13 protein-coding genes are annotated in these 26,389 nt (G+C 61.6%); 6 read left to right on the plus strand and 7 right to left on the minus strand.

Features of this window, described 5'->3' with window-relative positions; all coding sequences use genetic code 11:
- Positions 1-100: 100 nt before the first annotated feature.
- Positions 101-901 carry an IclR family transcriptional regulator C-terminal domain-containing protein gene (locus tag ABNU55_RS10820; RefSeq protein ID WP_290752689.1) on the plus strand — a complete coding sequence of 267 codons (801 nt, stop codon included), beginning with the start codon at positions 101-103 and terminating at the stop codon, positions 899-901.
- Between the two features lie 5 nt (positions 902-906).
- Here ABNU55_RS10820 and ABNU55_RS10825 read toward each other — a convergent pair whose 3' ends face one another.
- Complete coding sequence (locus ABNU55_RS10825; protein ID WP_290752686.1) at positions 907-1,842, minus strand: LysR family transcriptional regulator; 936 nt, start codon at positions 1,840-1,842, stop codon at positions 907-909.
- A 418-nt stretch (positions 1,843-2,260) separates the two neighbouring features.
- Between ABNU55_RS10825 and ABNU55_RS10830 the strand changes: the two genes are divergently transcribed.
- The 3 genes from ABNU55_RS10830 to mdoH all read left to right on the plus strand — a co-directional run bounded on the left by ABNU55_RS10830 (position 2,261) and on the right by mdoH (position 15,352).
- Positions 2,261-11,251: an autotransporter-associated beta strand repeat-containing protein gene (locus ABNU55_RS10830; RefSeq protein ID WP_348764357.1), complete on the plus strand. Its 8,991-nt coding sequence runs from the start codon at positions 2,261-2,263 to the stop codon at positions 11,249-11,251.
- A 226-nt stretch (positions 11,252-11,477) separates the two neighbouring features.
- Positions 11,478-13,253 (plus strand): glucan biosynthesis protein G, encoded by a 1,776-nt coding sequence (locus ABNU55_RS10835; protein WP_290748806.1) that lies wholly within the window; start codon positions 11,478-11,480, stop codon positions 13,251-13,253.
- Positions 13,250-15,352, plus strand: coding sequence for a glucans biosynthesis glucosyltransferase MdoH (mdoH, locus tag ABNU55_RS10840; protein WP_290748809.1), 2,103 nt, complete (start codon positions 13,250-13,252; stop codon positions 15,350-15,352). Before ABNU55_RS10835 ends, mdoH begins: the two co-directional genes overlap by 4 nt.
- Here the strand turns inward: mdoH and amt are convergent.
- From amt to ABNU55_RS10860, 4 genes are all read right to left on the minus strand, one after another.
- Positions 15,349-18,555 (minus strand): ammonium transporter, encoded by a 3,207-nt coding sequence (amt, locus tag ABNU55_RS10845; protein ID WP_290748811.1) that lies wholly within the window; start codon positions 18,553-18,555, stop codon positions 15,349-15,351. The genes mdoH and amt overlap by 4 nt on opposite strands.
- Before the next feature lie 216 nt (positions 18,556-18,771).
- Positions 18,772-20,580, minus strand: a complete 1,809-nt coding sequence (gene sulP, locus ABNU55_RS10850; protein WP_290748813.1) for a sulfate permease — start codon at positions 20,578-20,580, stop codon at positions 18,772-18,774.
- 18 nt (positions 20,581-20,598) lie between these two features.
- On the minus strand, positions 20,599-21,465 hold the full coding sequence (locus ABNU55_RS10855) for an MBL fold metallo-hydrolase (RefSeq protein ID WP_290748814.1): 867 nt from the start codon (positions 21,463-21,465) through the stop codon (positions 20,599-20,601).
- A complete protein-coding gene (locus tag ABNU55_RS10860; RefSeq protein ID WP_290748816.1) occupies positions 21,462-21,815 on the minus strand; it encodes a metalloregulator ArsR/SmtB family transcription factor in 354 nt (117 codons plus the stop codon). The genes ABNU55_RS10855 and ABNU55_RS10860 overlap by 4 nt, the downstream gene beginning before the upstream one ends.
- A gap of 78 nt (positions 21,816-21,893) precedes the next feature.
- On the opposite strand from ABNU55_RS10860, the gene ABNU55_RS10865 reads away from it, so the two are divergent.
- Positions 21,894-22,319 carry a YeeE/YedE family protein gene (locus ABNU55_RS10865; RefSeq protein WP_290748819.1) on the plus strand — a complete coding sequence of 142 codons (426 nt, stop codon included), beginning with the start codon at positions 21,894-21,896 and terminating at the stop codon, positions 22,317-22,319.
- 5 nt (positions 22,320-22,324) lie between these two features.
- Positions 22,325-22,753, plus strand: coding sequence for a DUF6691 family protein (locus ABNU55_RS10870; protein ID WP_290748821.1), 429 nt, complete (start codon positions 22,325-22,327; stop codon positions 22,751-22,753).
- Here ABNU55_RS10870 and ABNU55_RS10875 read toward each other — a convergent pair.
- Both ABNU55_RS10875 and ABNU55_RS10880 read right to left on the minus strand, forming a co-directional pair.
- Entirely contained in the window at positions 22,750-23,556 is an 807-nt protein-coding gene (locus ABNU55_RS10875; protein WP_290748824.1) for an enoyl-CoA hydratase-related protein, read from the minus strand. The two genes, ABNU55_RS10870 and ABNU55_RS10875, sit on opposite strands and share 4 nt — an antisense overlap.
- Before the next feature lie 148 nt (positions 23,557-23,704).
- Positions 23,705-26,302 (minus strand): TonB-dependent receptor, encoded by a 2,598-nt coding sequence (locus tag ABNU55_RS10880; RefSeq protein WP_290748826.1) that lies wholly within the window; start codon positions 26,300-26,302, stop codon positions 23,705-23,707.
- Between the last annotated feature and the right edge of the window lie 87 nt (positions 26,303-26,389).

A 26,389-nucleotide genomic window follows, 5' to 3' on the forward strand; every position in this document is an offset into this window, starting at 1 on the left:
ATAGAGGCCCGGTTTGGGTGCTGACCATTCAGACGAAAATTCATTGATTTGAAGCGGCAGCGTGGCCAGCTAGCTAGCTTCTCCGGTGAGAGAGAGATACGTGCCCGATAATGTAAACGATCAAATTGAAGACAGTGATCGCGACTATGTTGCGACGCTGGCCCGCGGGCTCGACGTCATCTGCGCGTTCACGCGCTACACACCTCGCATGACTTTGAGTGAGGTTGCCAAGGCAACCGGCATGACGAGCGCCTCGGCGCGCCGGATCCTGCTCACCCTCGTGCGTGAGGGTTACGCGGAGAAGACCGACAGGGTCTTCTCTCTTCGTCCGAAAGTGCTTCAGCTCGGCTATTCCGCGCTTTCCTCTGTCGGCATGCTCGATGTGGTTCAGCCCATCATGAATGAGCTCAGCCAGACCACACAGGAATCCATATTTACCGCCGTTCTGACGGGCGACGACGTCACCTATCTCGCGCGCTCGACGCCCGATCAGGTCATGGCCGTCAGCTATAATGTCGGCAAGCGGCTACCGGCCTATGCGGTCTCGACCGGCCGGGTCCTGCTGGCCTATGAAAGCGAGGAAGCCCAGGAGCAGTACCTTGCCAGGGTCAACCTCAAACAGTTTCAGTCCAATACCGTTGTCTCAAAGGTCCGGCTTCGGGAAATCCTGATGGAGACGCGCCAGCTTGGCTATTCGCTCGTGGATGAGGAGCTGGAGCCCGGCGTGCGCTCGATATCCGTGCCGATCCGCGATGTGAATAATCGCGTCATTGCCGCGCTGAATGCTTGCTGCCCATCGGTACGTTTTTCGGTCGAGGAAATGCGCGGCCAGCTTGTTCCGAAGCTTCAGGACGCGGTCTCCAAGATCAACCGCTCCTTCGTCACCGGCCCCAGTTTCTAGCCAGACTAGTCTTCAAAGATGTTCCGGATCACATTGCGGATCCAGCGAAGGCCGGGATCGTCATTCTTCTCGGTCGGCCAGGACAGGAACATCTTGAAATTCGGGTAATCGAATGGCGCCGGCAGGACGCGGAGCCGATAGATCGGCGCCACCTTTGTCGCATAGAGCTTCGGCACCGCTGCGATAAGGTCGCTTGTTGCCACGGTGATCGCAAGGTCGGACGCGTTGGGCAGAATGCAGACTTCCCGCCGGTTCAGTCCCTCCGCAAGGATCATGTGCGGTATCTGCAGGCGTTGCTGGATCGGCTTTTGCAGCACCGCATGGCCTGTCGTTTCAAACAGCTCCCGCGTCAGCTCATGGCTGATCGTGGGGTGCCCTTCGCGAACGATGTAGGCGGCTTCCACCGTCCCGAGGGGGTCGTAGGACACTGCGGGATTCTTGGTCGGAAAGACGTCCAGCATCAGGTCGGCCTCGCCATTGGTGAGGCCTTCCTGGGGGCGTGTCCAGTCTGGCGTGATGACCTCGATCTTGCAGCTGGACTCCCTGTGATCGAGCAGCTTCAGCAGCGGCGGCAGGAGCCAGGGCACGCTGTAATCGTGCAGGATCAGCTTGAAGTGCCGGTTGGCGGTCGTAACGTCGAAGTCGGCTTCGGCCTGAAGGCCGCTGCGCAGCAGGTTGAGGGCGTCGGAAATCGGTACCGCGAGGCTGAGCGCCAGGGGCGTCGGCCGCACGCCGCGGTCCGAGCGGACAAACAATTTGTCGGAAAACTGCTCGCGCAGCCGGTTCAGCGCGTTGCTGACTGTCGGCTGTGCCATGCCCAGTGTCCTGGCGGCATGGCTGACGCTTTCGGCCTTGAAGATCGCTTCGAAGACCAGAAGCAGATTAAGGTCTATCCGCCGCAGGTCGCGCACATGTGGCCCGCTTAGATCGTCATCAGCCATTTTTAACCCCCTATTCCCTGCACGAATATCGCAGGCGAAAGGGGGGCGTTTTAGCGTCAACCTTCATTTCTGCAAGTAGATCAGCAGAATATATGATTTTCCACCTTCGGTAAATGCCAAATATTTACCATTGAAATATTTCCTATTCAAATAATAGCCATTGCCACTTTCCCTCAAGACGGGCTTCAAGGCCGTTGGCGGACGCCAGCAGCTTGCCCGCGCAAGCCTGTGCAGGTGCGTGGCCTAAAGGGATTGGTAGAGGCGTGTTTCAGCGAGTTTCCGGCGATGATCGACAGCCCGCGCGAGGTCCGCGTGCGGGTCTGGCCACGCCTTTGTCTCACCCGGTCCTCAACCCCGAACTCAACTGAAACTGCCGCCCGCCCGGCTCGAGGCGCTGAACAGATCAAGGACAAAGACGATGAAAAGATCCACGACGAAGGCTGTCAGAGACCGCCTGATGATCTCGACGGCCCTTATCGCGTTGGCGGCACTCGCTCCAGTCAGCATTGCTTTTGCGGAGTCAGGCGGCGACGGCGGCCTGCGCAGTAGTACCACATTTCCCGGCGGAGAGGGCGGTGAAAGCCAGACAACCGGTCAAGGTGAGGATGGTGGGACCGGCAGTGTTTTCACGACGGGAGGCGGCGGCGGTGGCGCTGGCGAAACGGGCGGCAGTGGAGGCGCGCAAAGCGGTAGCGCAGCTCTAGGCGGACAGTCTGCAGGTGCGGATGGTGAGGATGGCGCAAGCTCTAGACTCATAGGAGGCAATGGCGGAGGTGGTGGCGCCCATGGTGGCGTTGGTGTGGCCTTCCCGGTAGCTGACACAACCGGAGGCACGGGCGGCAATGGCGGGAACGGAACGACAGGCGGCGCCGGCTCATCAGGCGGCGGTGGCGGTGCTGGCGGTTATGGCTATGTCGTGACAGGCGACGGAGCGCTCGGTACCCTGTCAGCAAATATTGCAGGCGGCGCTGGCGGAGACGGAGGTGATAGTTTCAATCCGTTCAATGGCGGCGCACAAGGGGGAGACGGGGGTAAGGGCCTGGTGGTTTCTAGTTCTGCAGGTTCAACTTTTACCATCTCAAACGGCGTATCGGTCAGTGGCGGCCAAGGCGGGCAGACGGGTGCGGCGGACTCATCTCTCAGTGTGGCGCCCAGCTCCGGCGGCACAGGTCTGGAGGGCGCCAACCTCAACGTGACGCTTGCTGGCACCGTGGCGGGCGGTGCGGGCAGCGATGGCGCGCTTGCCAACGCCTTCAACTTCACCGGCGGCACAAACACGCTTTCAATCGCCTCGACCGGCATAATCACAGGTGGCATCCGCACAGATGGCGCTCTGGACATCGCCCATGACGACGCAACCTACACGCTGTCGAACATCATTTCCGGCACAGGCTCGATTTCCAAATCAGACAGCGGCACGCTGATACTGACCGGCGCCAACACCTATTCGGGCGGCACCACGATCGCAGGCGGCACGCTCTCAGTTTCTGCCGACAACACTCTCGGCGCATCATCGGGCATCATAGTGCTGGAGGGTGGCACGCTGGCAACAACAGCGAGCTTCGCTTCTGCACGCGACGTATCACTCCTGTTCGGCACCGGTGGCAACGATATCAATGTCGCCGCCTCAACGGAGTTCGCGCTTTCGGGCGACATTTCAGGTGGCTTCGGCTTCGCAAAGACGGGGGACGGCACACTTGTCCTCAGCGGCGATAATACCTTCCTCGGTTATCTGAATATCCGCGAGGGCGTCGTGAACATTCGCAGCGATCAGGCTCTGGGCGGGGCATTTGAAACCGCGGTGAGAGACGGCGCAGCACTTGAGCTTGAAGGCAATATCACGACCGGCGAAACAGTGGTGCTTTTCGGAGATGGCGTTTCCAGCGACGGGGCGATCCGTAATGCTTCGGGGGCGAATACAATCTCAGGCGATCTCGTGCTGAATGCGGATTCTCGCGTCAACTCTGAAGCTGGAACCTTGACCCTCGCCGGTGAAATCAATGGTGAAACGGGGGGTGGCAGCCCGCTGAACGCCGATCTCGCACTCGGTGGTGCAGGAAATGGGGTCGTAAGTGGGACTTTTGGCTCACAGATCATTGAGCTTCTGAAGGATGGCGCCGGCACCTGGACGCTCAGCGGCAATAATCTTCATACCGGACAGACGACCATACGGGCAGGCGCGTTGCGTGCTGAAAGTGGCGCTGCACTCGGTAGCGCAGCGCAAGGCACACTCGTGCAGAACGGTGGCGCTCTGGAGCTGGCTGGCGGGATCAACATTGCAAACGAAACGCTCGCCCTTAACGGTACCGGCGTGTCAAACGGCGGCGCGCTGCGGAATATCTCAGGCAACAACACGTATGGCGGTGATATCAGCGTCGCCACCGAAGCGCGCATCCATTCAGACGCCGACCGGCTGACCTTGGCTGGCGCTATTGACGCGACTGGCGTTATTTTCTTGGGTGGCGCGGGCGACGGGACAATCTCCGGCGCATTGGACACGACCGCTTTGCTCGGAAAGTATGGCGCAGGCACGTGGACTTTTTCCGGCGCTGACAAGACGGTTAGCAGCTTCAGGTTATTTGGAGGCGAACTTATCGTCGACAATGCGTCCGTGACACAGAATGGCTTCCAAACCATTGTCGGATTGGGCACCACAGTTTCCACCCTCACAATCAATGGGCCGAATGCGAGCTGGACAGGCGCGAGAGACTTTTCCGTTGGTGCCGCTGGTGGACAAGGCCGCCTTGAAATCCTGGGCGGCGGCACGCTGTCCACGGACACTTCCAATATAGGCAATGGCGGGCCTTCAAGCGGAAGCGCCCTTGTAAGTGGCAGTGGGTCAAGCTGGACCGCAACTGACACTTTCTTCCACGGCCTTTCGACGGTTGCGGATTTGACCGTTGCCGATGGTGGGGAGGTTTCGGCAAATACCTTCCACATCGCGCTCAATCGCGGCGCTGAGGCGACCACCCTCGTCACCGGCGCCGGGTCGCAATTGTCCGCTACGGGTGACTTCACTCTCGGCTATGGCGGCCAAGGCTCCCTCACGCTCGCAGAGGGCGGCACTGCTTCCGTCTCTGGCGGCACAGGTCAGTTGGTCGTGGCGCGAGAGGCCGGATCGGTCGGCACACTCAATATCGGTGCCGCGCGGGGCAACACTGCGGCTGGCGTGGGCACAGTTTCGGCTGCTTCTGTCCAGTTCGGCGCCGGCGATGGCGAGATTGTCTTCAACCATACAGGCACAGACTACGATTTCGCGCCAAGCATCAGCGGTAATGGCGACCTATCTTTCCTCTCCGGAAAGACCACTCTCACCGGCAACAACACCTATACCGGCAATACGACGATCTCCGGCCCCTCTCCGGTTTCTGGCGCGGTTCTGAACGTCCAGAGCGACACGGCACTTGGCGCGGCGTCGGGCAGCATCGATATTGAGAGCAGCGGTGTTCTGGAGCTTGAAGGCGGAGTCAGCGTCGACAAGCACGCCCTGAACATCAGCGGCGCCCGGACGGGCGCGGGCCCGATCAGGAACGTGTCTGGTGACAACACATTTACCGGCGTGGTCAATCTCGGCGGCACGACAAATATCGGTGCCGAGGCGGGCTCTCTGACATTGTCAGGCGGTGTTTCGGGCAATGGCGTGCAACAGAACCTGACAATTATCGGAAGCGGCGACACGACAATCGGTGGTGTCTCCGACATCAGCATTCTTGAGACACGCGGATCTGGCACGCTGACGCTTTCGGGCACCAGCACGGTGAATGCCGGCGTGGGGATCATCGATGGCGAGATTGTCCTTCGGGACGGTACGATGACCCGGACGGCGGGCCGCGACCTGATCGGGACTTCAGGCGGATCCGGGGTTCTCACCGTCACCGGACCGAATGCGACCTATAACGCAAACGACATGTCTATCGGCGTCAATGCTGGCGGGCTGACCACGTCCAGCAGACTACAGGTGCTGGATGGCGGCCGGCTGACGGCCAGTCGGCTTGTGGCTGGCGATGGGGCAGGCGCTTCGGGCGCTGTCCTGGTTCGCGGTGCGGGGTCTTCTTTTAGTGCCGACACGCTCATTGTTGGCGCCTCCGCCGATGGACAGCTGGATGTCCTTGGCGGCGCATCTGTAGAGTCGGATACTGTCTTCATCGCCCTCGGCAGCGCAGGAACGGCAAATGTCTCGGGGGCCGGCTCCATACTTCGCGCCAACACGGGCTATTCCATCGGTGCCGGTGGGGCGGGAACGCTTACCCTAAGCGATGGAGGTGTGGTCCAGGCCGGTGACGGAACCGGTAGGATGAATGTCGGCCAAGGGACGTTCAGTACGCTGAATGTTGGCGCGGCAGACGGCGCGGCCGCAGAGAGGGCCGGGGCGTTTAATGTCGGGACGATCGAGTTTCTGGCCAATGGCGGCGAACTCGTCCTCAACCACACAGATACCGATTACGTGCTCTCCTCGAATGTGACCGGCAATGGCACTCTTCGCCAGCTCAGCGGTACGAGCATTCTGACGGGCCCAAACACCTATACCGGCGGAACGCAGATTTCCGGCGGAACGCTGCAGGTTGGCGATGGCGGAACGGGCGCATCGATTGCAGGCGACATCGTCAACAATGCCGGACTTGTCTTCGATTTCGGCGACCAGCTTGATCTTGATGGAGATATCAGCGGCTCTGGCACGCTGACCAAGCGTGGGTCCGGCACGCTGACCCTTTCTGGCAACACCTCACAGGCTGGCGGTCTGGTGGTTTCGGATGGCCGCCTCTTCGTGAACGGCCAGATTCAGGCGGGCGATGTGCTTGTCCAGTCTGGTGGCCTCCTCAGCGGATCTGGCTCGATCATCCCTGCGGTAAGCATCGCCGACGGCGGCACCCTCGCTGGCGCAGCGGGGCGCACGCTCAACATGGCCTCGCTTGACCTTTCCGGGGGATCGATTGTGCGGGCGGCCCTTGGCGCGCCGACCACGACCGCCCTGTTCGATATCACAGGTGACCTGACGCTCGACGGCACGCTGAACGCTGTCGATGCAGGCGGCTATGGAGCAGGCATCTACCGCATCATGACCTATGGCGGCGCCCTGACCGACAATGGCCTGGAGACCGGCACAAGCCCGGCCGGCTTTGGGCGGCTGGACGTGCAGACCGGGATCGCCAATGAGGTGAACCTCGTCGTCAATCCGGCAGACACCGGCACGCCCGTGCCACCAGGACCGGGCCCGGCCCCCGCCATCCAGTTCTGGGACGGCGCGAACACGACAGCTGACGGTGCGATCAATGGCGGCGCGGGCACCTGGGATCTCGCCTCAAGCAACTGGACCCGGTCCAATGGCGACGTAAACGACACCTGGAACAGCAATTTCGCGGTGTTCCAGGGCGCTTCAGGCACGGTTACCGTGGACGCAGCCAGTGGTGCAATCAACACCATCGGTCTTCAGTTCGCTGATGACGGGTTCGTGGTTGATGGCGACGGGATGGGCCTCATCGGGGCGGACGGCCAGACCACAATCCGTGTCGGTGACGGCACGCAGTCCGGCGCAGGCATGACCGCGACGGTCGCCTCGGCGCTGTCGGGTGACAGCCAGCTGGTCAAGACCGATCTCGGCACTCTCATCCTCACCGGCGCCAACACCTATACAGGCGGCACAGAGATTTCGGAAGGCACCCTGCAGATCGGCGATGGCGGGACGGGCGCGGCGATTTCAGGTGACGTGGTCAACAATGCCGGTCTTGTCTTCGATTTCAGTGACCAGCTTGATCTTGATGGAGATATCAGCGGCTCTGGCACGCTGACCAAGCAGGGCGCAGGCACGCTGACCCTTTCTGGCAACACCTCACAGGCTGGCGGTCTGGTGGTTTCGGATGGCCGCCTCTTCGTGAACGGCCAGATTCAGGCGGGCGATGTGCTTGTCCAGTCTGGTGGCCTCCTCAGCGGATCTGGCTCGATCATCCCTGCGGTAAGCATCGCCGACGGCGGCACCCTCGCTGGCGCAGCGGGGCGCACGCTCAACATGGCCTCGCTTGACCTTTCCGGGGGATCGATTGTGCGGGCGGCCCTTGGCGCGCCGACCACGACCGCCCTGTTCGATATCACAGGTGACCTGACGCTCGACGGCACGCTGAACGCTGTCGATGCAGGCGGCTATGGAGCAGGCATCTACCGCATCATGACCTATGGCGGCGCCCTGACCGACAATGGCCTGGAGACCGGCACAAGCCCGGCCGGCTTTGGGCGGCTGGACGTGCAGACCGGGATCGCCAATGAGGTGAACCTCGTCGTCAATCCGGCAGACACCGGCACGCCCGTGCCACCAGGACCGGGCCCGGCCCCCGCCATCCAGTTCTGGGACGGCGCGAACACGACAGCTGACGGTGCGATCAATGGCGGCGCGGGCACCTGGGATCTCGCCTCAAGCAACTGGACCCGGTCCAATGGCGACGTAAACGACACCTGGAACAGCAATTTCGCGGTGTTCCAGGGCGCTTCAGGCACGGTTACCGTGGACGCAGCCAGTGGTGCAATCAACACCATCGGTCTTCAGTTCGCTGATGACGGGTTCGTGGTTGATGGCGACGGGATGGGCCTCATCGGGGCGGACGGCCAGACCACAATCCGTGTCGGTGACGGCACGCAGTCCGGCGCAGGCATGACCGCGACGGTCGCCTCGGCGCTGTCGGGTGACAGCCAGCTGGTCAAGACCGATCTCGGCACTCTCATCCTCACCGGCGCCAACACCTATACAGGTGGCACGCTGGTCTCAGACGGCACGCTGGTCGGCTCCTCCAGCTCGATTGCAGGTGACGTGATCAATAATGCACAGCTGGTGTTTGATCAGGCCACGACCGGCACCTTCGCCAACACGATCAGCGGCAGCGGTCGCCTCACCAAGCAGGGTAATGGCACGCTCACGCTGACCGGCGCGAACACCTATTCCGGCGGCACAGAAATCGCGCTGGGGACCCTGTCGGTCTCCTCTGACGCCAATCTTGGCGCTTCATCCGGCGCGCTGAGCTTTTCTGACGGAACGCTTGCCACGACCGGGAACATCACGACTTCAAGGGGCATCGCCCTTAACGCCGGCGCAACAATTGAGACGGCGTCCGCGACCTCGCTTGAGATGACCGGCACCCTCTCGGGCGCAGGCCGCCTCACCAAACAGGGCAATGGCACGCTCACCCTGACAGGCGCCAACACCTATACAGGTGGCACCCTGGTCTCAGACGGCACGCTGGTCGGCTCCTCGGCCTCGATTGCCGGTGACGTGACCAACAATGCACAGCTGGTCTTCGACCAGGCCACGACGGGCACCTTCGCCAACACGATCAGTGGCAGCGGTCGCCTCACCAAACAGGGGGCAGGTACGCTCACGCTGATGGGGGCGAACACCTATACAGGTGGCACGCTGATTTTTGACGGCACGCTGGTCGGCTCTTCGGCCTCGATTGCCGGTGACGTGACCAACAATGCACAGCTGGTCTTCGACCAGGCCACGGCGGGCACCTTCGCCAAAACGATCAGTGGCAGCGGCCGCCTCACCAAGCAGGGTAATGGCACGCTCACGCTGACCGGCGCGAACACCCATACCGGCGGCACAGAAATCGCGGCAGGGACACTGTCGGTCTCCTCTGACGCCAATCTCGGTGCTTCATCCGGTAGGCTTGAATTTGCCGGCGGCACGCTGCGCACCACAGCCAGCTTCGATGCCAGCCGCTCGGCCCTTGTCAGTGGCGAGGGCGTCATCGACACCGTTACCGGCACCCGTCTCAGACTGCTGGGGGACCTCACTGGGACCGGCACAGTCACCAAGACAGGCAGCGGGACGCTAGTTCTTGATGGGGATAGCGCTTTTGAGGGTATGACAGACGTCAAGGAAGGTCACCTGATTGTCGGCGACAGTGCAGGTTCCGGCGCGCGCCTGGTGGGCGGTGTCACCATCGGGTCGGGCGCATATCTGTCAGGCAGCGGATCGGTGGGCACCACGGTGGTCGAAGGTACTGTCCAGCCAGGCAATTCCATCGGCACGATCACGATTGCAGGCGATGCGCGTTTCACATCAGGTTCTGTCTACGAGGTGGAAGTCGATCCCTCCGGCACGGCTTCGGACCTGATCGATGTTTCGGGCAGCGTCACCATCGAGAACGGCGCCGCCGTGCGTCATATCGGCTTTGATGGCATCTATGCGGCTGTGAGCGACTATACGATCGTTACCGCGGGCAATGGCATAACCGGGACATTCGGGTCGGTGGAAAGCGACTATGCCTTCCTCGATGCGACGCTGGGCTATGACACGAATGCGGTCACGCTCACCCTGTCGCGCAACGATATCGCGCTTGCGGACGTAGCGGCCACGCGGAACCAGCGCGCGGCAGCGGCGGGTGTAGAAGGCCTCGGCTTTGGTAATGCCCTTTACGGTGTGATCCTGACGCAGGATGGGCCGACTGCGCGCTACGCCTATGATCAGGTGTCCGGGGAGCTTCACGCCTCTCTGAAGAGCGCGCTGATCGCAGATAGCCAATATCCACGTCAGGCTGCCCTTGGCCGTCTTCATACGGATATCGACAATGCTGCCCCGCAGGCTTCGAAAGTCGTTGAAGGCGTCACCATCTGGGGCGATGCCTATAATGCATGGGGCCGTATGAATGGCGATGGCAACACGGCCAGCATGAGCCATGACACAGAAGGTCTGCTGGTTGGGGCTGATGCGAACCTCAGCTCCGGCTGGCGCGCTGGCGTGCTCGCAGGCGTCAGCTATTCCGATCAGGATGTGGATGCGCGCTTCTCGGCTGCCAATGGTGAAGGCGCCCATCTCGGTGCCTATGGCGGCGGCCAGTGGGGCAGGGTGTCGGTCAATGCCGGCGCCATCTATGCCTGGCACGACATCGAGACCCGCCGCGCTGTTCTCTTCGCCAATGTCGATGAGCGTGTGCGCGGACAGATGGATGCGCAGACGCGGCAGGCCTTTGGCGAAGTCAGCTATGACGCAGAGCTGGCAGGCGTCGATGTGCAGCCCTTTGCCGAGCTCTCCTATATCGAGCTTGAAACCGATGGGCTGACCGAGAGCGGCGACATGGCCGCCCTTCACGTCGCTGGCGACACGACGGACGCCACCTTCTCCACGCTTGGCACACGCGCGCGCTTCCCGGTGGAGCTTGGCAATGTCGCGGGCAGCCTGACCGGCAAGATCGGCTGGCAGCATGGCTTCGGCGACCTCATGCCCAACGCGGCCAATACGCTGGCCGGAAGTGCGACCTACCGCGTCCAGGGCGTCCATCTGGCCCGCGACAGCGGTGTGGTTGGCGCCGGTCTCGACCTGGCCCTGTCGCAAAATGCACGTCTCGCTGTCGCCTATGAGGGCAGCTTCAACGAGGACAACACCCAGCAAGCCATTACGGCTCGCGTGGGGGTGCGGTTCTAACAGGCCCGTACTAGAAGTGATCACGGCCCATTCCTTTTCATGAGGGATGGGCCGTGATTCGTAAGGGTCGGCCGATCCGATCCGCCTGTTTCTGGGATGGCCGTAATTTAACTTTTAATACGCCGCCCAGCACGCAACCTTTTTGTTCCTAAATCACTTTTTCGCTACGGTTTCTGTTGCGACGCAACATAAGGTGCAGCACGTATCGAAACTGGAGACGAGGTGGATGATCAGGTTTCCGTGGTATGTTGCAGGCACGCTTGCCCTGCTCTTTGCAGTGCAGGCATGCTCCGATGGCTCAAACGAAGTTGCGGTTGAAAGCAGCGCCGATAATGAGATCGACGCCGATATATACCGCATGGCTATGGAAGAGGGCCAAGAGGCTGAAGAAGCGGCGAGCGGTGCGGCTTCGAGCGAGTCCGCAAAGATGGACGAAGGCAGCCAGGCGCAAGCAGCGGATCCCTCAGACCAGGCTGATGAGGATACCGCAGGGCCCGGTGAATCCCCGGACACCGATGAAGCGTCGGCAGAAAGCCCTGAAGCTGCCCCACCCACGGGCGATACCGTTCAGGCACCGGCAAGGTTCGGCTTTCAGACCGTCAACGCGCTCGCCCGGCAGCTTGCGCTCAACGACTACAAGCCGCCTGCCAGCGCGCCGGAGGATGCCGCCGGCCTCAATTACGACCAGTTCCGCCGCATACAGAATCTGCCGGGCTCAGAGCTCTGGAGCGATGACGGTTCCGCCTTCCGGGTCAGCCTTGACCCGCGTGGCTATCTCTTCAGACAGCAGGTCAAAGTCAACATCATCGAAGAGGGTAAGCCGGTGCGAAAAAGCTATGAACCCGGCCAGTTCGACTTCCTCGATCTCCCCCTGTCAGAGGAAACGGTCGAGACGCTTGGCTATTCCGGCTTCCGGCTGCTGGCGCCGTTCGCGGAGGCTGGAAAATACGATGAGGTGATCAGTTTCCGGGGGGCCAGTTTCTTTCGCGCGCTCGGGGCCGGGGCGGTCTATGGCGCATCGGCCCGCGGGCTCTCAGTCGGCACGGCCTCATCCGAGGGCGAGGAGTTTCCGCGCTTTCGAGAGTTCTGGCTGGTCAAGCCAAAGCCGGGCGACACCACATTCCGGATCTTTGCGCTGCTCGACGGGGAAAGCGTAACCGGGGCTTATGAGTTCACGGTTGAACCAGGGCCGGACACGGAGGTGAAGGTGCGTGCGGTCATTCACCCGCGCCGCAATCTTTCCAATTTCGGCGTCGTGCCGCTCACCAGCATGTATTTCTTCTCCCCGCACGATCTCGCCAAGCAGCCCAATGATTTTCGCCCCGCCGTGCATGATTCCGAAGGTCTCTCCTTCCAGCTTGCCAATGGGGAATGGGTGTGGCGCCCATTGACCAATCCGAACGCCCTTCAGGTCTCCATTCTCGCGCAGGATGTGCCGCTCGGCTTTGGTCTCATGCAGCGCCAGCGCGACTTTGACGACTATTCCGATATCGAGGCCGGCTATCATCTGCGCCCCAGCGTCTGGGTGCGCCCGGGCGAGGGCTGGCAGAAGGGGGAGCTGACCCTGGTCGAGATCCCGACGGTCAACGAATACAATGACAATATCGTGGTCTTCTGGAAGCCCGGTCAGGCGTGGGAGAAGGGTAAAGCCTATCCGTTCTCCTATACGCTCAACTGGGGCATGATGTCCCCCGTCCTTCCCGGCGTGGTGCGCGTCGCGGAAACCCGCGCCGGGCGCGTTCCGGACAGTGAGCGGCGTCTCTTCGTCATCGATTTTGACAGCAGCGACAGCCGTCTTCTTGCGGGCGCGGACGCCGATGTCTCGTCCTCGGCAGGCGCGGTGTCCAATGTGACGCTGAAGCAGCACCCGGACACAGGACTGATGCGGCTCAGCTTTGAACTTGATCCCGAGCAGGCTGATACCGCAGAGCTTCGCGCCCTCCTGACACGCGCCGGCAAGCCTGTCACAGAGACCTGGATCTATCGGTGGAGAGCCTCGTGACCTGCCATCACCCAAGGCCGATCGAGTTTCCTCTGCAGATGCCGGATCAGGCCTTTGGCGCCTCAGAAGCCCGCATACGCCACCGGCCGGTCTCCGTGCTCTGGCGCAAGATTTTCGTCTTTGGCACATCGGCGGCGCTGACGGCGTGGACGACCTGGGAGATGTATGGCGTGCTCGGCATATCGAGCCTGACCCTGCTGGAGTGGGCTCTGCTTTTCATATTCGCGCTGAATATCTGCTGGGTCTGCTTTGCCTTCGTCAACGCGGTGGTTGGTTTCTGCGCTGCGCTCGCGGCCCTGCGCGCGAAAGACTGTGCTGAAACGCCCGACATATCTGGGGCGCGGACCGCCATTGTGTTTCCCATATACAATGAAGAAGTCGAGCATGTCTTCGCCACAGTTCTGGCGACGGCAGAGCTCCTCTCGGGTGCGCCAAGCCAGTTCGAGTGCTTCATCCTTAGCGACACCACCGATCCGGAGACCGCGCTTTGCGAAGAAGCAGGCTTCCGCAAACTACAGGCAAAAGCCCCGCCGGACGTGGCGATCCGCTATCGCAGGCGGGTTATAAATGCTCACCGCAAGGCCGGAAACATCCGCGATTTCGTCACCCGCTGGGGCGGGCGCTACGACTATATGCTGGTCTATGATGCCGACAGTTATATGTCGCGTGCGGCCATACTGGAGCTGGTAGAGGCGATGGAGGCGTCACCGCGCGCCGGTCTCATACAGACGATCCCGCAACTTGTCGGCGCGCGCACGCTATTTGCCCGTGTGCAGCAATTTGCGTCCGCTCTCTACGGACCTGTGCTTGGTCATGGCATCGCCTGGTGGGCGCAGAAGGAAGGCAATTTCTGGGGCCATAACGCCATCATAAGGGTCTCGGCGCTGGCAGAAGCCGCAGGTCTGCCGGTCATCCCCGGCCGCGCGCCGCTTGGCGGCTCGATCCTCAGCCATGACTTTGTCGAGGCCGCGCTTTTGCGTCGGGCCGGATGGAATGTGGAAATCCGCGCGGACATTGAAGGCTCCTACGAGGAAGGCCCGCCAACGCTCATCGACCACACGGTCAGGGACCGGCGGTGGTGCCAGGGCAATATGCAGCACATGGCCGTGCTGGCGCGCGTAAAGGGGCTCTCCTTCACCAACAGGTTTCACCTGATCAACGGGATATTCTCCTATCTCGCCTCGCCATTCTGGCTCCTCTTCATCACGGTCGGTCTGTTCCTCTCCCTTCAGAACAGCTTTCTCGTGCCGGAATATTTCGGCGAAGGGGCTTCGCTCTTTCCGACCTGGCCTGTGATCGACTCCGAACGCGCGCTCCGCCTCTTTGTCGTTACAATGGCGATCCTGTTTGCGCCGAAGCTCCTGAGCCTCGTCTATGGCTGGCTGAACCGGGACTGGCGTCAGAAGGTCGGGCTTGGGCGCACGACGCTGGGCGTGTTCAGCGAGCTTCTCATTTCGGTGCTTATGGCGCCCATCCTTATGGCGACGCAGACGGCGGCGGTGATCAGTGTTGTCCTCGGCCGCGACAGCGGCTGGTCGCCCCAGGCGCGCGGCGATGGTCACTACACCTTCGCCACGATCATGCGCCAGAGCCTGTTTCCGACCTTGCTTGGCATCGTCCTGACGGTGGCGGCGGTCATCATCTCGCCGATCTATGCCGCCTGGCTGGCGCCCGCCACGGTCGGCCTCGTTCTAAGCGCCCCGCTTATCTGGCTCACCTCACTGCCGTCGGCTGGCGGGGCGGCGCGGCGATATGGCGGGATCGTGACCCCGGTCGAGCTCACCGCGCCGGCCTGCTTTGAACAGGCGGTGAAGGCGCGCTCCACTTTTGCGGGGCTGCAGCCCGACCGTCTCTCCGCCCTTCTGGTGGATCGTGAGCGCCAGCAGGCCCGCGCTGATCTGGTCGACCCGTTCTGGCCACTGCAGCAGCAGGAGGTTCATACCCCGCTTGCGACGGCCCGTGCCCGCAGTGAGAGGGCCTCATCGGTACAGGAATTCCTCAGCCGGCTCAGCCGCGAAGAGACAATGGCAATTCTGAATTCCACCAACGACCTGCACGCAATGAGCTTCCGCTTCGGTTCGCTGCGCAAGCCCGGCTAACCCGCCATGCGCCTGCCCTTGCCAACGGCACGCAGGTCTTCAAGACGCCTCTCGGATAGCAGGATCTCCTGCACCTCTTCCGGCGGTGTCCTCAATGTGATGTCCACCGGCTGGGGCGCCCCAACCAGGAAGCCCTGAATCTCGTCGCATCCTGTGCGGGCAAGGGCGATGAGTTCAACCTCCGTCTCGACGCCTTCGGCCACGACGGTCATGTGCAGAGACCGGCCAAGGCGAATGATTGTCTCCACAATGGACAGACTGTTCGGGTCCTTGCTGAGATTCCTTACAAAGGACCGGTCGATCTTGATCGTGTCGAACGGGAAACGGCTGAGATAGCCAAGGGATGAATATCCCGTGCCGAAGTCGTCGAGCGCGATCTTCACGCCAATGGCCTTCAGGGCCCGGAACACCGCCAGCGCTCTCTGGTCATCGGCGATCAGGACACTTTCGGTAATCTCGATTTCCAGCCGGGAGGGGTCAAGACCACTTTCCTCAAGGGCGCCGCGCACGGCGGCCACGAAGTTCTGGTCGCGGAACTGAAGCGGGCTTGCATTCACGCTGACGCAAGCAGCGCCGAGGTCCTCTGCCGCCGCGCGGCAAGCTGTGCGAAGAACCCACTCACCGATGGCGACAATCTGGCCGCAGCCTTCGGCGACAGGAATGAAATCGTTCGGCGGTATCTGGCCACGCTCGGGGTGGTTCCACCTCACCAGCGCCTCGTAACTGGCGAACTCGCCTGTGCGTACATTGACCCTTGGCTGATAGTGAAGCTCCAGCTGATTGCCCTCAAGCGCCGCCGACAGATCGAGTTCCAGGATCTGGCGGAGACGGATGTGTTCGTCCATGCCATGCTCGAACAGGGCATAGCAGTTCCGCCCGCTATTCTTGGCGTGATAGAGCGCTGTGTCGGCCCGCGTGACCAGGCCAACGCTCTGAATACCGTCTCGCGGACAGAAGGCGACACCGACCGATGCACCGATCCGGACCTTCTGACCCCCTGACAGGGTGATCGGGCGATTGAGCTCCTCGACAAGTCTGAAGGCCAGTTCTTCAGTCTGGTTGGCGAAATCGAGGCCAAGCTGAAGCACCGCGAACTCATCGCCGCCGAGCCGGGCGACCGTATCGCGATGGCGCACCAGCCCCTGGATGCGCTCTGCCGTCACCTTGAGCACTTGGTCGCCGGCCGCATGGCCGTGCAGATCGTTGACATCCTTGAACCGGTCGAGGTCGATCAGGACCACGGCAGACAAGCTCTCTTCAGCCACAGTCCGGTCGATCATCACCCTGAGGCGCTCATTGAAAAGGGCGCGATTGGGCAGACCCGTCAGCGGGTCATGGAGGGCGAGGTGGCGGATACGGGCCTCGGCCTTCTTGCGTTCGCGCAGGTCGACAATGGCCAGAACCCGCGTGCCGACGCCCCGGAACTCCATGTCCCGTCCGCGCACTTCCACTGGAATGGCGTGGCCGGTCGAGTTGACGATAGAGAGTTCGACAGCCGGCGCGTCCTTTGTCTGGGCGCATTGCTCAAGCTTCTCGATATCCTCGACCGGCATGAAGCGTATCAGCGGACGGGAGCGGATATCGCTGAGCTGAAGACCCAGAAGCCGCGCAAGCGCCGCGTTTCCATCCACGATCTTGCCGTCCACTATAATACAGAGCGCTTCAAAGGTCGCATTGGCGAGGGCGGAGAGCCGTTCGGCCTCTGCCGCCGACCGTCTTTGGCCCTCGTCAAGAGACCGCTGCTGTTCCTGGGTTTCCAGATTTTCCATCAGGGCATTGAACATGCGGGTCAGCCGTTCAGCCTCGTCGCCGCCCTCGATCCGCAGGCGCATGCTCAGGTCGGCCGTTCCGCTCACAAGATCGCTGAACGCATCCTCGATATGTCCGATCCCGATCCGGGTGGAGTGCTCAACCTCGTTAAGGCCGCGTTCCTCAGCCTCTGGCGACACGCGGATACCGCCCAGTGCCTTGAGGAGCTGGAAGAAGCCGAAGCCGAGACCGAAGGCCCAGGCGAAGTTGATGCCAGCGCCAAGAAGCTGCACGCCCAGCTGGTCCAGGCGGCTGCCGGCCGGCAGGGCGTCCACCGGCGCTAGAAGCACCGGCAGCAGCACCCCGACGACACCGGCAAAGCCGTGTACGCCAATGGCCCCGACCGCGTCATCAATGTGAAACCGCCGCTCAAGCCATTCATTGAACCAGACCGCAGAGATGGCGCCCGCGGCACCAATGAGAATGGCGGCCCAGGGGGCGATGATGTGGCAGGCTGCAGTCACGGCGACGAGACTGCCGAGGAGGCCGCAAATGACCTTTTCCGGATAGACTGTCCGGTCCCGGAGCATCGTCCAGAGATAGCCGGCAATACAGCCGGCCGCGCCGGCCAGAAGCGTATTGAGAATGATCGGGCCGATCTCCAGCGAGGCAATGCCGACCGAACCGCCATTAAACCCGATCCAGCCGACATAGAGCATCAAGGTCCCGCCGGCCGCGAGGACCGGGCTGTGCCCTGAAAACCGGACCGGCTGTCCGTCGGGGGTGAACCGGCCGTGGCGAGCGCCGAGCGAAACACAGGCCGCCAGCGCCAGCCAGCCGCCAAGCGCGTGAACCACGGTGGAACCGGCAAAGTCGATATAGCCAAGATTACCGAGAAAGGCGCCAGCATTCTCATGAAGCGCGCCGCCCCATGTCCAGTGAACGAAGACCGGATAGATCACCGCACCAATCAGGACCGAGCCAAGGACATAGGAGGAGAGACGCATGCGTTCCGCCACCGCGCCGGACACGATGGTGACGGCGGTCCCGCAGAACATGGCCTGGAAGACAAAAAAGATCTGCTCAGAGGAGGAGAGGTTGGCAAGGCCTGCAAAATCAAGGTCGATCCCGACCGGCAATATACTTGAGGTGCCGAAGGCGAACATGAAGCCGATGAGGGCGAAGAAGAGGATGGAGGCGCAGAAATCCATCACATTCTTCATGGCGACATTGATTGAGTTCTTGGACCTCACCATGCCCGCTTCGATAAGCAGGAAGCCGATCTGCATGACCATGACCAGGGCGGCGGCGACGATCACCCAGACAGAGTCCAGCAGGCCGCGTACAGCCAGTAATTCGCTTTCGCCAGCGGCCTGTGCGACCGATGCCGGCGTTGCGACAGCCACAAGTAGAAGAAGAGCAGACAGCCGGAAAGTCTGAGGAAATGGTCTCAAATTCTTCTCCTGAAGACTGATTATCCAAGATAAATTCTTGGGCCTCGATATCGTTGACACGTAAAATTCACGTAAAGTGCGGCGCAGCATTATGAGCCAAATTGGTCACGGTGTACCAACAGGGTCGGGCGTGGCCGTCGTTATCCGGCGCCATTCCAACAGCCGGGTTGCCTGATCGGGACCCTGCTGCAAAGCGCAAGCGGTCTCATTTCCGCATCACACCCGTTCCAGGCCAGCAAGGGTGAGGGAGGGGCAGGGGATGGCGTCGGGCGATGTGGTCGCGGCGTCCTTGCTGAAGGCGGCCTGGACGCAGTCGAGGTCGAGATCCTCCATCGCGTCATAGGTGTTGAGATAGACGTTTCCACTCAGCTCCTCGAGGAAGTGTGAGCGTTTCAGCCGGTCCATCACCGGCCCTTTCACTTCGGAGAGATGCAGCTTGATCCCGGCATCGCTGAGCCGGTGATTGATCGCTTCAAGGCTCTCAAGGGCGCTCGCATCGATCCGGTTCACCGCCGAACACATCAGGACGAGGTGTTTGAGGTCCGGCCTGTTGCTGACAACGCAATAGACCGTGTCTTCCAGAAAGCGCGCATTGGCGAAATAGAGACTTTCGTCGATCCGTATGGTCAGGACCGTGTCAGAGATCACGACGCGGTGACGGTTCACATTGCGGAAATGGTGCGTGCCCGGCACCTGCCCGACCAGCGCAAAGTGCGGCCGGCTGGTATTGTAGAGATGCAGGAAGAGCGAGAGGGCGACGCCCGTCGTCACACCAAGCTCGACCCCGGCAAACAGGGTGACGAGGATGGTGGCCGACATCGCACTGAAGTCCGCGCGTGAATAGGACCACACCTGCCGGATCGCCTTGAGATCAACCAGCGACAGCACCGCAACGATGATGGTGGCGGCCAGCACGGCCTGCGGCAGGAAATAGAGATATGGCGTCAGAAACAGGGTGGCGAGCGCGATGCCCACAGCCGTGAAAGCGCCAGCTGCCGGTGTTTCCGCGCCCGCATCGAAATTGACGGCAGACCGGGCGAGGCCGCCCGTGACGGGATAGCCGCTGGATATGCCGGCCGACAGGCTCGCAAAACCGAGGCCGACAAGCTCCTGATCCGGATCGACCCGCTGGCGCTTCTTGGCCGCCAGTGTCTGTGCCACAGAAACCGACTCGACAAAGCCGATCAGGCTGATGAGGGCAGCCGACCCCAGAAGCTGCGTCCACACCTCCCGGTCAAAGGCGGGCAGGCCAATCTCTGGCAGGTTTCGCGGCACATCGCCGAGGATGCGCACACCTGCCTGATCGAGCTGCAGCAGGGCAACGGCCAGGATGCTGGCGATCACCGCGAAGACGGGGCCGGTCCGCGTGATGATGGCGGCGGCTTTCTCCGGCAGGCCCGCCTTGATCAGCGCAGGCTTCAGATATTTTCGGGACCCGAACAGAAAGATGAGCGACGCGGCCCCAATGGCGAACGTGGCCGCATTCGTCTCACCGATATGGCGCACAAGCGAGACCAGGATCTCAAAAAGATTGTGCCCGCCCGCATCGACCCCGAGGATGTGTTTGAGCTGCGAGGCTGCGATGATGATGCCGGAAGCGGTGATGAAGCCGGACACGACCGGGTGGCTGAGGAAGTTGGCGAGAAAGCCGGCCCGCAACAGCCCGAGGACCAGAAGGATCGCGCCGGACAGGAAGGCCAGGATGAGTGCGGCCTGTATATAGGCGTCGCTGCCCTGTGGCGCGATCTTCCCGGCGGCGGCTGCCGTCATCAGCGACAGGATGGCCACCGGCCCGACGGCAAGCGTCCGGCTGGTGCCGAAAATGGCATAGGCGATCAGGGGCAGGATGGAGGCATAGAGCCCCACCTGGGGCGGCAGGCCCGCCAGCATCGCATAGGCCAGCGATTGCGGGATCAGCATGATGGTCACGATCACCGCCGCAATCAGGTCATTGACCAGCGTCTCGCGGCGGTATTCGCGCCCCCATTCGAGGATGGGAAAGTATCGTGCAGGCCGGAAGGCCATATCAGGCGTCCTTGAAAGCTAGAGCGCGTTGATCGGGATTTTCATGTAGCGCATTCCGTTCGATTCTGCAGGCGGCATCTCTCCGGCCCGCATATTGACCTGGACCGATGGCAGGATGAGTTTCGGCATGTCGAGGGTGGCGTCGCGCTCTGTGCGCATCTTCACGAATTGCGCTTTCGTCACGCCCTCATGGATATGCGTGTTGTGCGCCTTTTCCTCACCAATCGTGGTTTCCCAGACATGGTGCTCCCGCCCCGGGGCCTTGTAGTCATGGCAGAGGAAGACCCGCGTGTCGCCGGGCAGGGCAAACAGCTTCTGGATCGAGTCGTAAAGCGTTGCCGCATCGCCGCCCGGAAAGTCGCAGCGCGCCGTGCCATAGTCCGGCATGAAGATCGTATCGCCCACAAAGACCGCGCCGCCGATAAGGTGGCTCATACAGGCCGGTGTGTGGCCCGGCGTGTGAATGGCGCGGGCCTCGATGGTGCCGATCTTGTAGGTCTCGCCATCGGTGAAAAGATGGTCGAACTGGCTGCCATCGGTATGAAATTCCTGACCCGCATTGAAAATCTCGCCAAAGACTTTCTGCACCGTCGAAATATGCTCGCCGATCCCGGTTCGCCCGCCAAGCTGGCTCTTGATATAGGGCGCGGCCGTCAGGTGATCGGCATGGACATGCGTGTCGATGATCCACTCGACGGTGAGGCCGGTGTCCTTCACGAAAGCGATCATCCTGTCCGCCGAATGCGTTGCCGTCCGGCCCGACGCCTGGTCGAAATCGAGCAGGGAGTCGATAATGGCGGCCTGCTTCGTTGTCCTGTCCCATACGACATAGCTGATCGTGTTCGTGGCTTCATCGAAAAAGCCTTTTACGTCTGGTTTTGTCATTGTTTTTCTCCCGCGCGTTCTGCTCCAACGCGCATTTCCGGATCTGCATCTGGGCCGAGCATGACTTTACAGATTGCGTCCACGAGCGCGTGGACGCGTGCGTCGACCAGCGAGTAGTGAACGACCTTTCCCTCCCGGCGCGCTGCAAGGATGTCCTCCTCACGCAATTTGGCGAGTTCACGGGAAAGCCGCGGCTGGGGGATTTCAAGCTGGGCTTCAAGCTGGCCCACGCTCATCTCTCCGCCTCGAAGCTGGCAACAGACCATGAGACGATCTGGGTGAGACAGCGATTTGAGAAGGGCCGTCGCTTCGCGGGCGAGCGGCTCCATGTTTCGTGCATCCTTGATCATTTCAGTGTCCGTTGTGCCTTGCAGTTATTCACTTTACGATTTACATAAGTGTAAAGTGAAAACAATGGAACCCCTGAGATGGAAAATTTCACACCTGTAAGCGCCAGCATTGGCGGGGCCCTGATCGGCCTCTCGGCTGTCCTGCTGATGGCCTTTCATGGCCGGATTGCCGGGATTAGCGGCCTCTTTTCGGGCATGGTCTTTTCAGAGGCAGGCGACCGTCTCTGGCGCCTCTTCTTCGTGCTTGGCCTGATCGCGGCCCCGCTGGTCTACTGGCTGGTGGCAGGCGAGCGGGCGCCCTTTGACCTGCAGGCTGGCTGGCCGCTCATCCTGGCCGGCGGTCTGCTGGTCGGATTCGGCACGCGTCTTGGCTCTGGCTGCACCAGCGGACACGGCGTCTGCGGCCTCGCGCGCCTCTCGCCGCGGTCCATGGTCTCGGTGGCTCTCTTCATGGCTGCAGGGATGGCGACCGTTGCCCTGATCAAACCCCTCATTGGAGCCTGAAGCCCATGGCACGTCACCTTGTCGCTCTCCTGGCCGGTCTCGTCTTCGGACTGGGGCTGGTCATCTCGCAAATGGTCAATCCGGCAAAGGTCATCGCCTTCCTAGACCTGTTCGGAAACTGGGACCCCTCGCTCGCCTTTGTCATGGGTGCGGCGCTCATCGTGACGGCAATCGGCTACAGGCTGGTCTGGCGCCGCCCGCGCCCTGTACTTGCAGAGAGGTTTCAGGTCCCCGGCAACCGCAAGCTCGATGCAAGGCTTGCCATCGGCGCACTCCTGTTCGGCCTCGGATGGGGGTTGGTCGGTCTCTGTCCGGGCCCCGCCATAGCCGCCATTACCATTGGCGGCGCCGAGGCCCTTGGCTTCCTTGCTGCCATGGCAGCGGGCATGCTGGCTTTCGAACTGTTCGACAGGCGCGCTGCCAGGCGCGCCTAACGGCCCTTGAAGACCGGCGGGCGTTTCTCAAGAAAGCTCGCCACGCCTTCCTTGTGATCCTCGGTTTCCATAAGGGCCCGGATCGTCTCGATCGCCCATGAGCCAAGCTCGCGCGGGTCGCCATAACTGCCCTTGCGGATGCCTTCCTTCATATAGCGCAGCGCCAGCGGCGGGTTCTCGGCAATCCGCCCAGCAAGGGCACGCGCTTCGTCCATCAGCTTTGCATGCGGCACGGTGCGGGACACAAGGCCGATACGTTCAGCTTCCCCCGCATCGATCACGTCGCCGGTAAACAACAGCTCTGCGGCCTTGGCGGGCCCGACAATCGAGGGCAGGCGGTAGAAGCCGCCGACATCGCAGACAAGGCCGCGCTTGATGAACATCTCGGAGAATTTCGCCCTGTCAGAAGCGATGCGGATATCGGCATAGAGCGCAAGCTCCATGCCCCAGCCGATGGCGGCGCCATTTATGGCCGCGATGACCGGTTTGTCGCACTCCAGGGCTGCCATGGCGGCCGGGGTGGGCTGGTGGCGCACAGTGGGTGATTTGGGGGCGGTTTCTTTCGGCTTGGGCGCGGCCATGATTTCGCGCACATCATCGCCAGAGCAGAACGCCGGGTCGGCGCCGGTGATAATGACACAGCGCGCCTCGGCGTCGGTCACGGCGCGCCGCAAGGCCTTCTCCAGCCGGTCATAGGCATCGAAATTGAGCGCGTTGCGCCGCTCCGGACGGTTCAGCGTAATCGTCGCGATATGATCGCTGACCTCATAGAGGACGCTGGCCTCGGTATTGGACTCTGACATGCGGATCTCCCTTTTATTTGAGACGCTCTTGCGGCGTCTTGTGCCACCAGCGCTAGCGGGGTGACGCACGGGCCGGTCAAGGACATAAAAAAAGCGGTGCCGGTCGAAACCGGCACCGCAAGTCCAACATTTGGATGTTGTCTACCGCCTAGTAGCGATAGGAGATCGAGGCGCCATAGGTGCGCGGACGGCCTGCAAAGCGAAGCACGACGTTCGCGTTTGAGGACACCTGCGGCCAGTAATACTCGTCCAGCAGGTTCTTGCCCCAGATGCCGAACTCCCAGCCGCTATCGAGGCCGTAGAGAGAAATCGACCCGTTCACGACGCCATAGGAGTCGATATGGAAGTCCTCTTCGTCCGGCGCACCGGCATAGGATTCGCTCTGCCAGCGGGCCGATAGTGCGCCGCGAAGGCCCATCGTATCGGTCACCTGATCATCATAGAGAAGGCTCAGGCTGAAGCTTTGCTCCGGGCTGTAGAGGAAGGGGTCGCCCTGATTATTGGTCGGCTGACCGGCTGCGTCCGTCGTCGGGAAGTCGCCATACTCGGTGTGGAGCAGGGTGACACCGGCAATGGCCGTCAGCTCATCGGTCAGAAGTGCGGTGACTTCCGCATCGAGACCATAGGCTTCGCCCTCAGGCGCATTCTGCAGGCGCGCAAGTGCGGTGTAGATGTCATCTGCGAAATAGGATGAGACCTGCTTGTCGGTATAGTCGTAATAGAAGAGCGACGCATTTGCCTGCACCAGCTGGTCCAGCAGGCCGGCTTTCACACCGACTTCATAGGCTGTCAGCTTTTCCTGCGTGGCGGGCTGGTTCTGTTCTGACTTGGAGGCGGCGTTGACCGGTGTCGATGCCGATTTAAAGCCGCGCGAGACAGAGGCGTAGAGAAGCAGATCGTCTGAAGGGGTATAATTACCCACGACCCGCCACGAGATATTGTCCTCGGTCAGGTCGGATGTCACCGGGCCGAAGCTGTTTTCGGCCTGGTTGAAGGTGTTACAGCCATTTTCCAGAAGCGGCGATGGCGGGTTCGGCAGGCCGTAGGTCAGCGTATAGAAGACCCGGTTGAAGATATTGACGTTCGGCTGCATCGAGCCATCCACGTCGCCAGAGCAGCCATAATAGTCCTGGGTATCTTCGGTGTAGCGGATGCCCGTGGTCAGCGAGAATTGTGGTGAGAATTCCCAGTCGGCATTGGCGAAGATACTTGCGGTCTCTGTCTCGAACTCACCGATATCATAATAGGTCTGGAACGAGTTCAGGATCTGCGTGATCGGATAGGGCTGGCCTGTTTCCGGATCACGGTTGACGAAGGCAGCCAGGCCCTGAATCTGCGCGACCTGGGCCGGTGGAAGGGAGCCGGGCGGGACACCAAGCAGGGCTTCGACCACAGCAACGGGGTTCGTTGCAAGGCCGGCAGCCGCGCGGCTGACCGAGTTGCTGTTGGAGTTGTCGCGCAGCAGCGTACGGTTGCCGTCGGTAATCTCGTCCTTGCCGTAATAGACACCGACCAGCCAGTTCGCGATGCCCGTTTCGCCCTCAAGGCGCAGTTCCTCGCTGAAGGAGGTAATCTCGCCATCGATGTCCTGGATCAGGATCTGGTAAGGCACACCCGACCAGTCGAGAACGGCTTCGCGTTCAAGCTCATTATAGCCGGTCAGCGAGACCAGACGCATGCCGTTGTCGAAGGAGTAATTGAGGCCGAGCTTGTAGGCATTGAAGGTGGAGTCTTCCTCCAGCGGCCCTTTGACGCCCGGGCCGATGCCGATGTCCTGTTCACGCGCAGAGCGCGGCGCCCAGTCAGCCTGCGTGGCATCCGTCGGGAAGTTGTTGGCCAGGAATTCGGCCACGCCGGGCGTGTTGTTGGTGTTGCCATTGGCCGGGTCCGTCGCAGGGGTGAAGGCGATGCCCTGACCACCGATCGTGTCGGACTTGTTGATCCAGCCATTGATGGAAAGGTCGACATCGAAGTTCGCCGTCGGCTGGAAGGCCAGCGCGGCGCGATAGCCGAGCTTGTCGACCTTGCCGCGGTCCTCGCCGCGGGAGATCGATTCCTGCCAGCCCTTGTCGCTGGTCTCATAGCGGGCCGCGACGCGCGCCTGGACCTTGTCGCCCAGCGGCACATTGACCATGCCCTCATAGTTCAGCGTTTCGTAATTGCCGACGTCGAGCGCGGCGAACGCCTCGAACTCGTCAGACGGCTTGTTGGTCACGACGTTGATCAGGCCAGCGGTGGTATTGCGGCCGAACAGCGTGCCCTGCGGGCCTTTCAGCACTTCGACCCGTTCGACGTCGAAGACCGGGCCGGAATTCATGATCGGATAGGGATAGGCGACTTCGTCGACATAGGTGCCGACGGTGGATGTCGAGGAAAGGTTGATCGTGTTGAAGCCGATACCGCGCAGCGTATAGGTCGGCACACCCTGATAGGATTGCGACACAGAGAAGCTGGGGATGACCGATTGAAGATCGTCGACACTGTTGACCCGCAGGTCGGCAAGCTGGTCCTCACCGAAGGCCTGGATCGACATCGGTACGTCGAGCACCGACTCTGAACGGCGCTGTGCGGTCACCTGGATCGAGGTGAGACGGCGCTGGCCATCCTCGGCGGCTTCTGGCGCCTGCGTGGTGGCGACAGGCTCCTCCGCAGGCGCGTCCTGCGCAAAGGCCGGACTTGCCCCGGCGGCCAGCGCGATGGCTGTGCTTGAGACGAGGGTGTGGCGTAGTGTGACTCTATTGATCAAATTTTCCTCCCTAAGGACCGGATTTAGTCCGGCTTCATTATGCCTCGAGAGGGTCGTGAAAGCCGCCGCCCGGCACAAGCTATCGGA

The sequence above is a fragment of the uncultured Henriciella sp. genome, from assembly GCF_964005855.1.
Classification (GTDB): domain Bacteria; phylum Pseudomonadota; class Alphaproteobacteria; order Caulobacterales; family Hyphomonadaceae; genus Henriciella.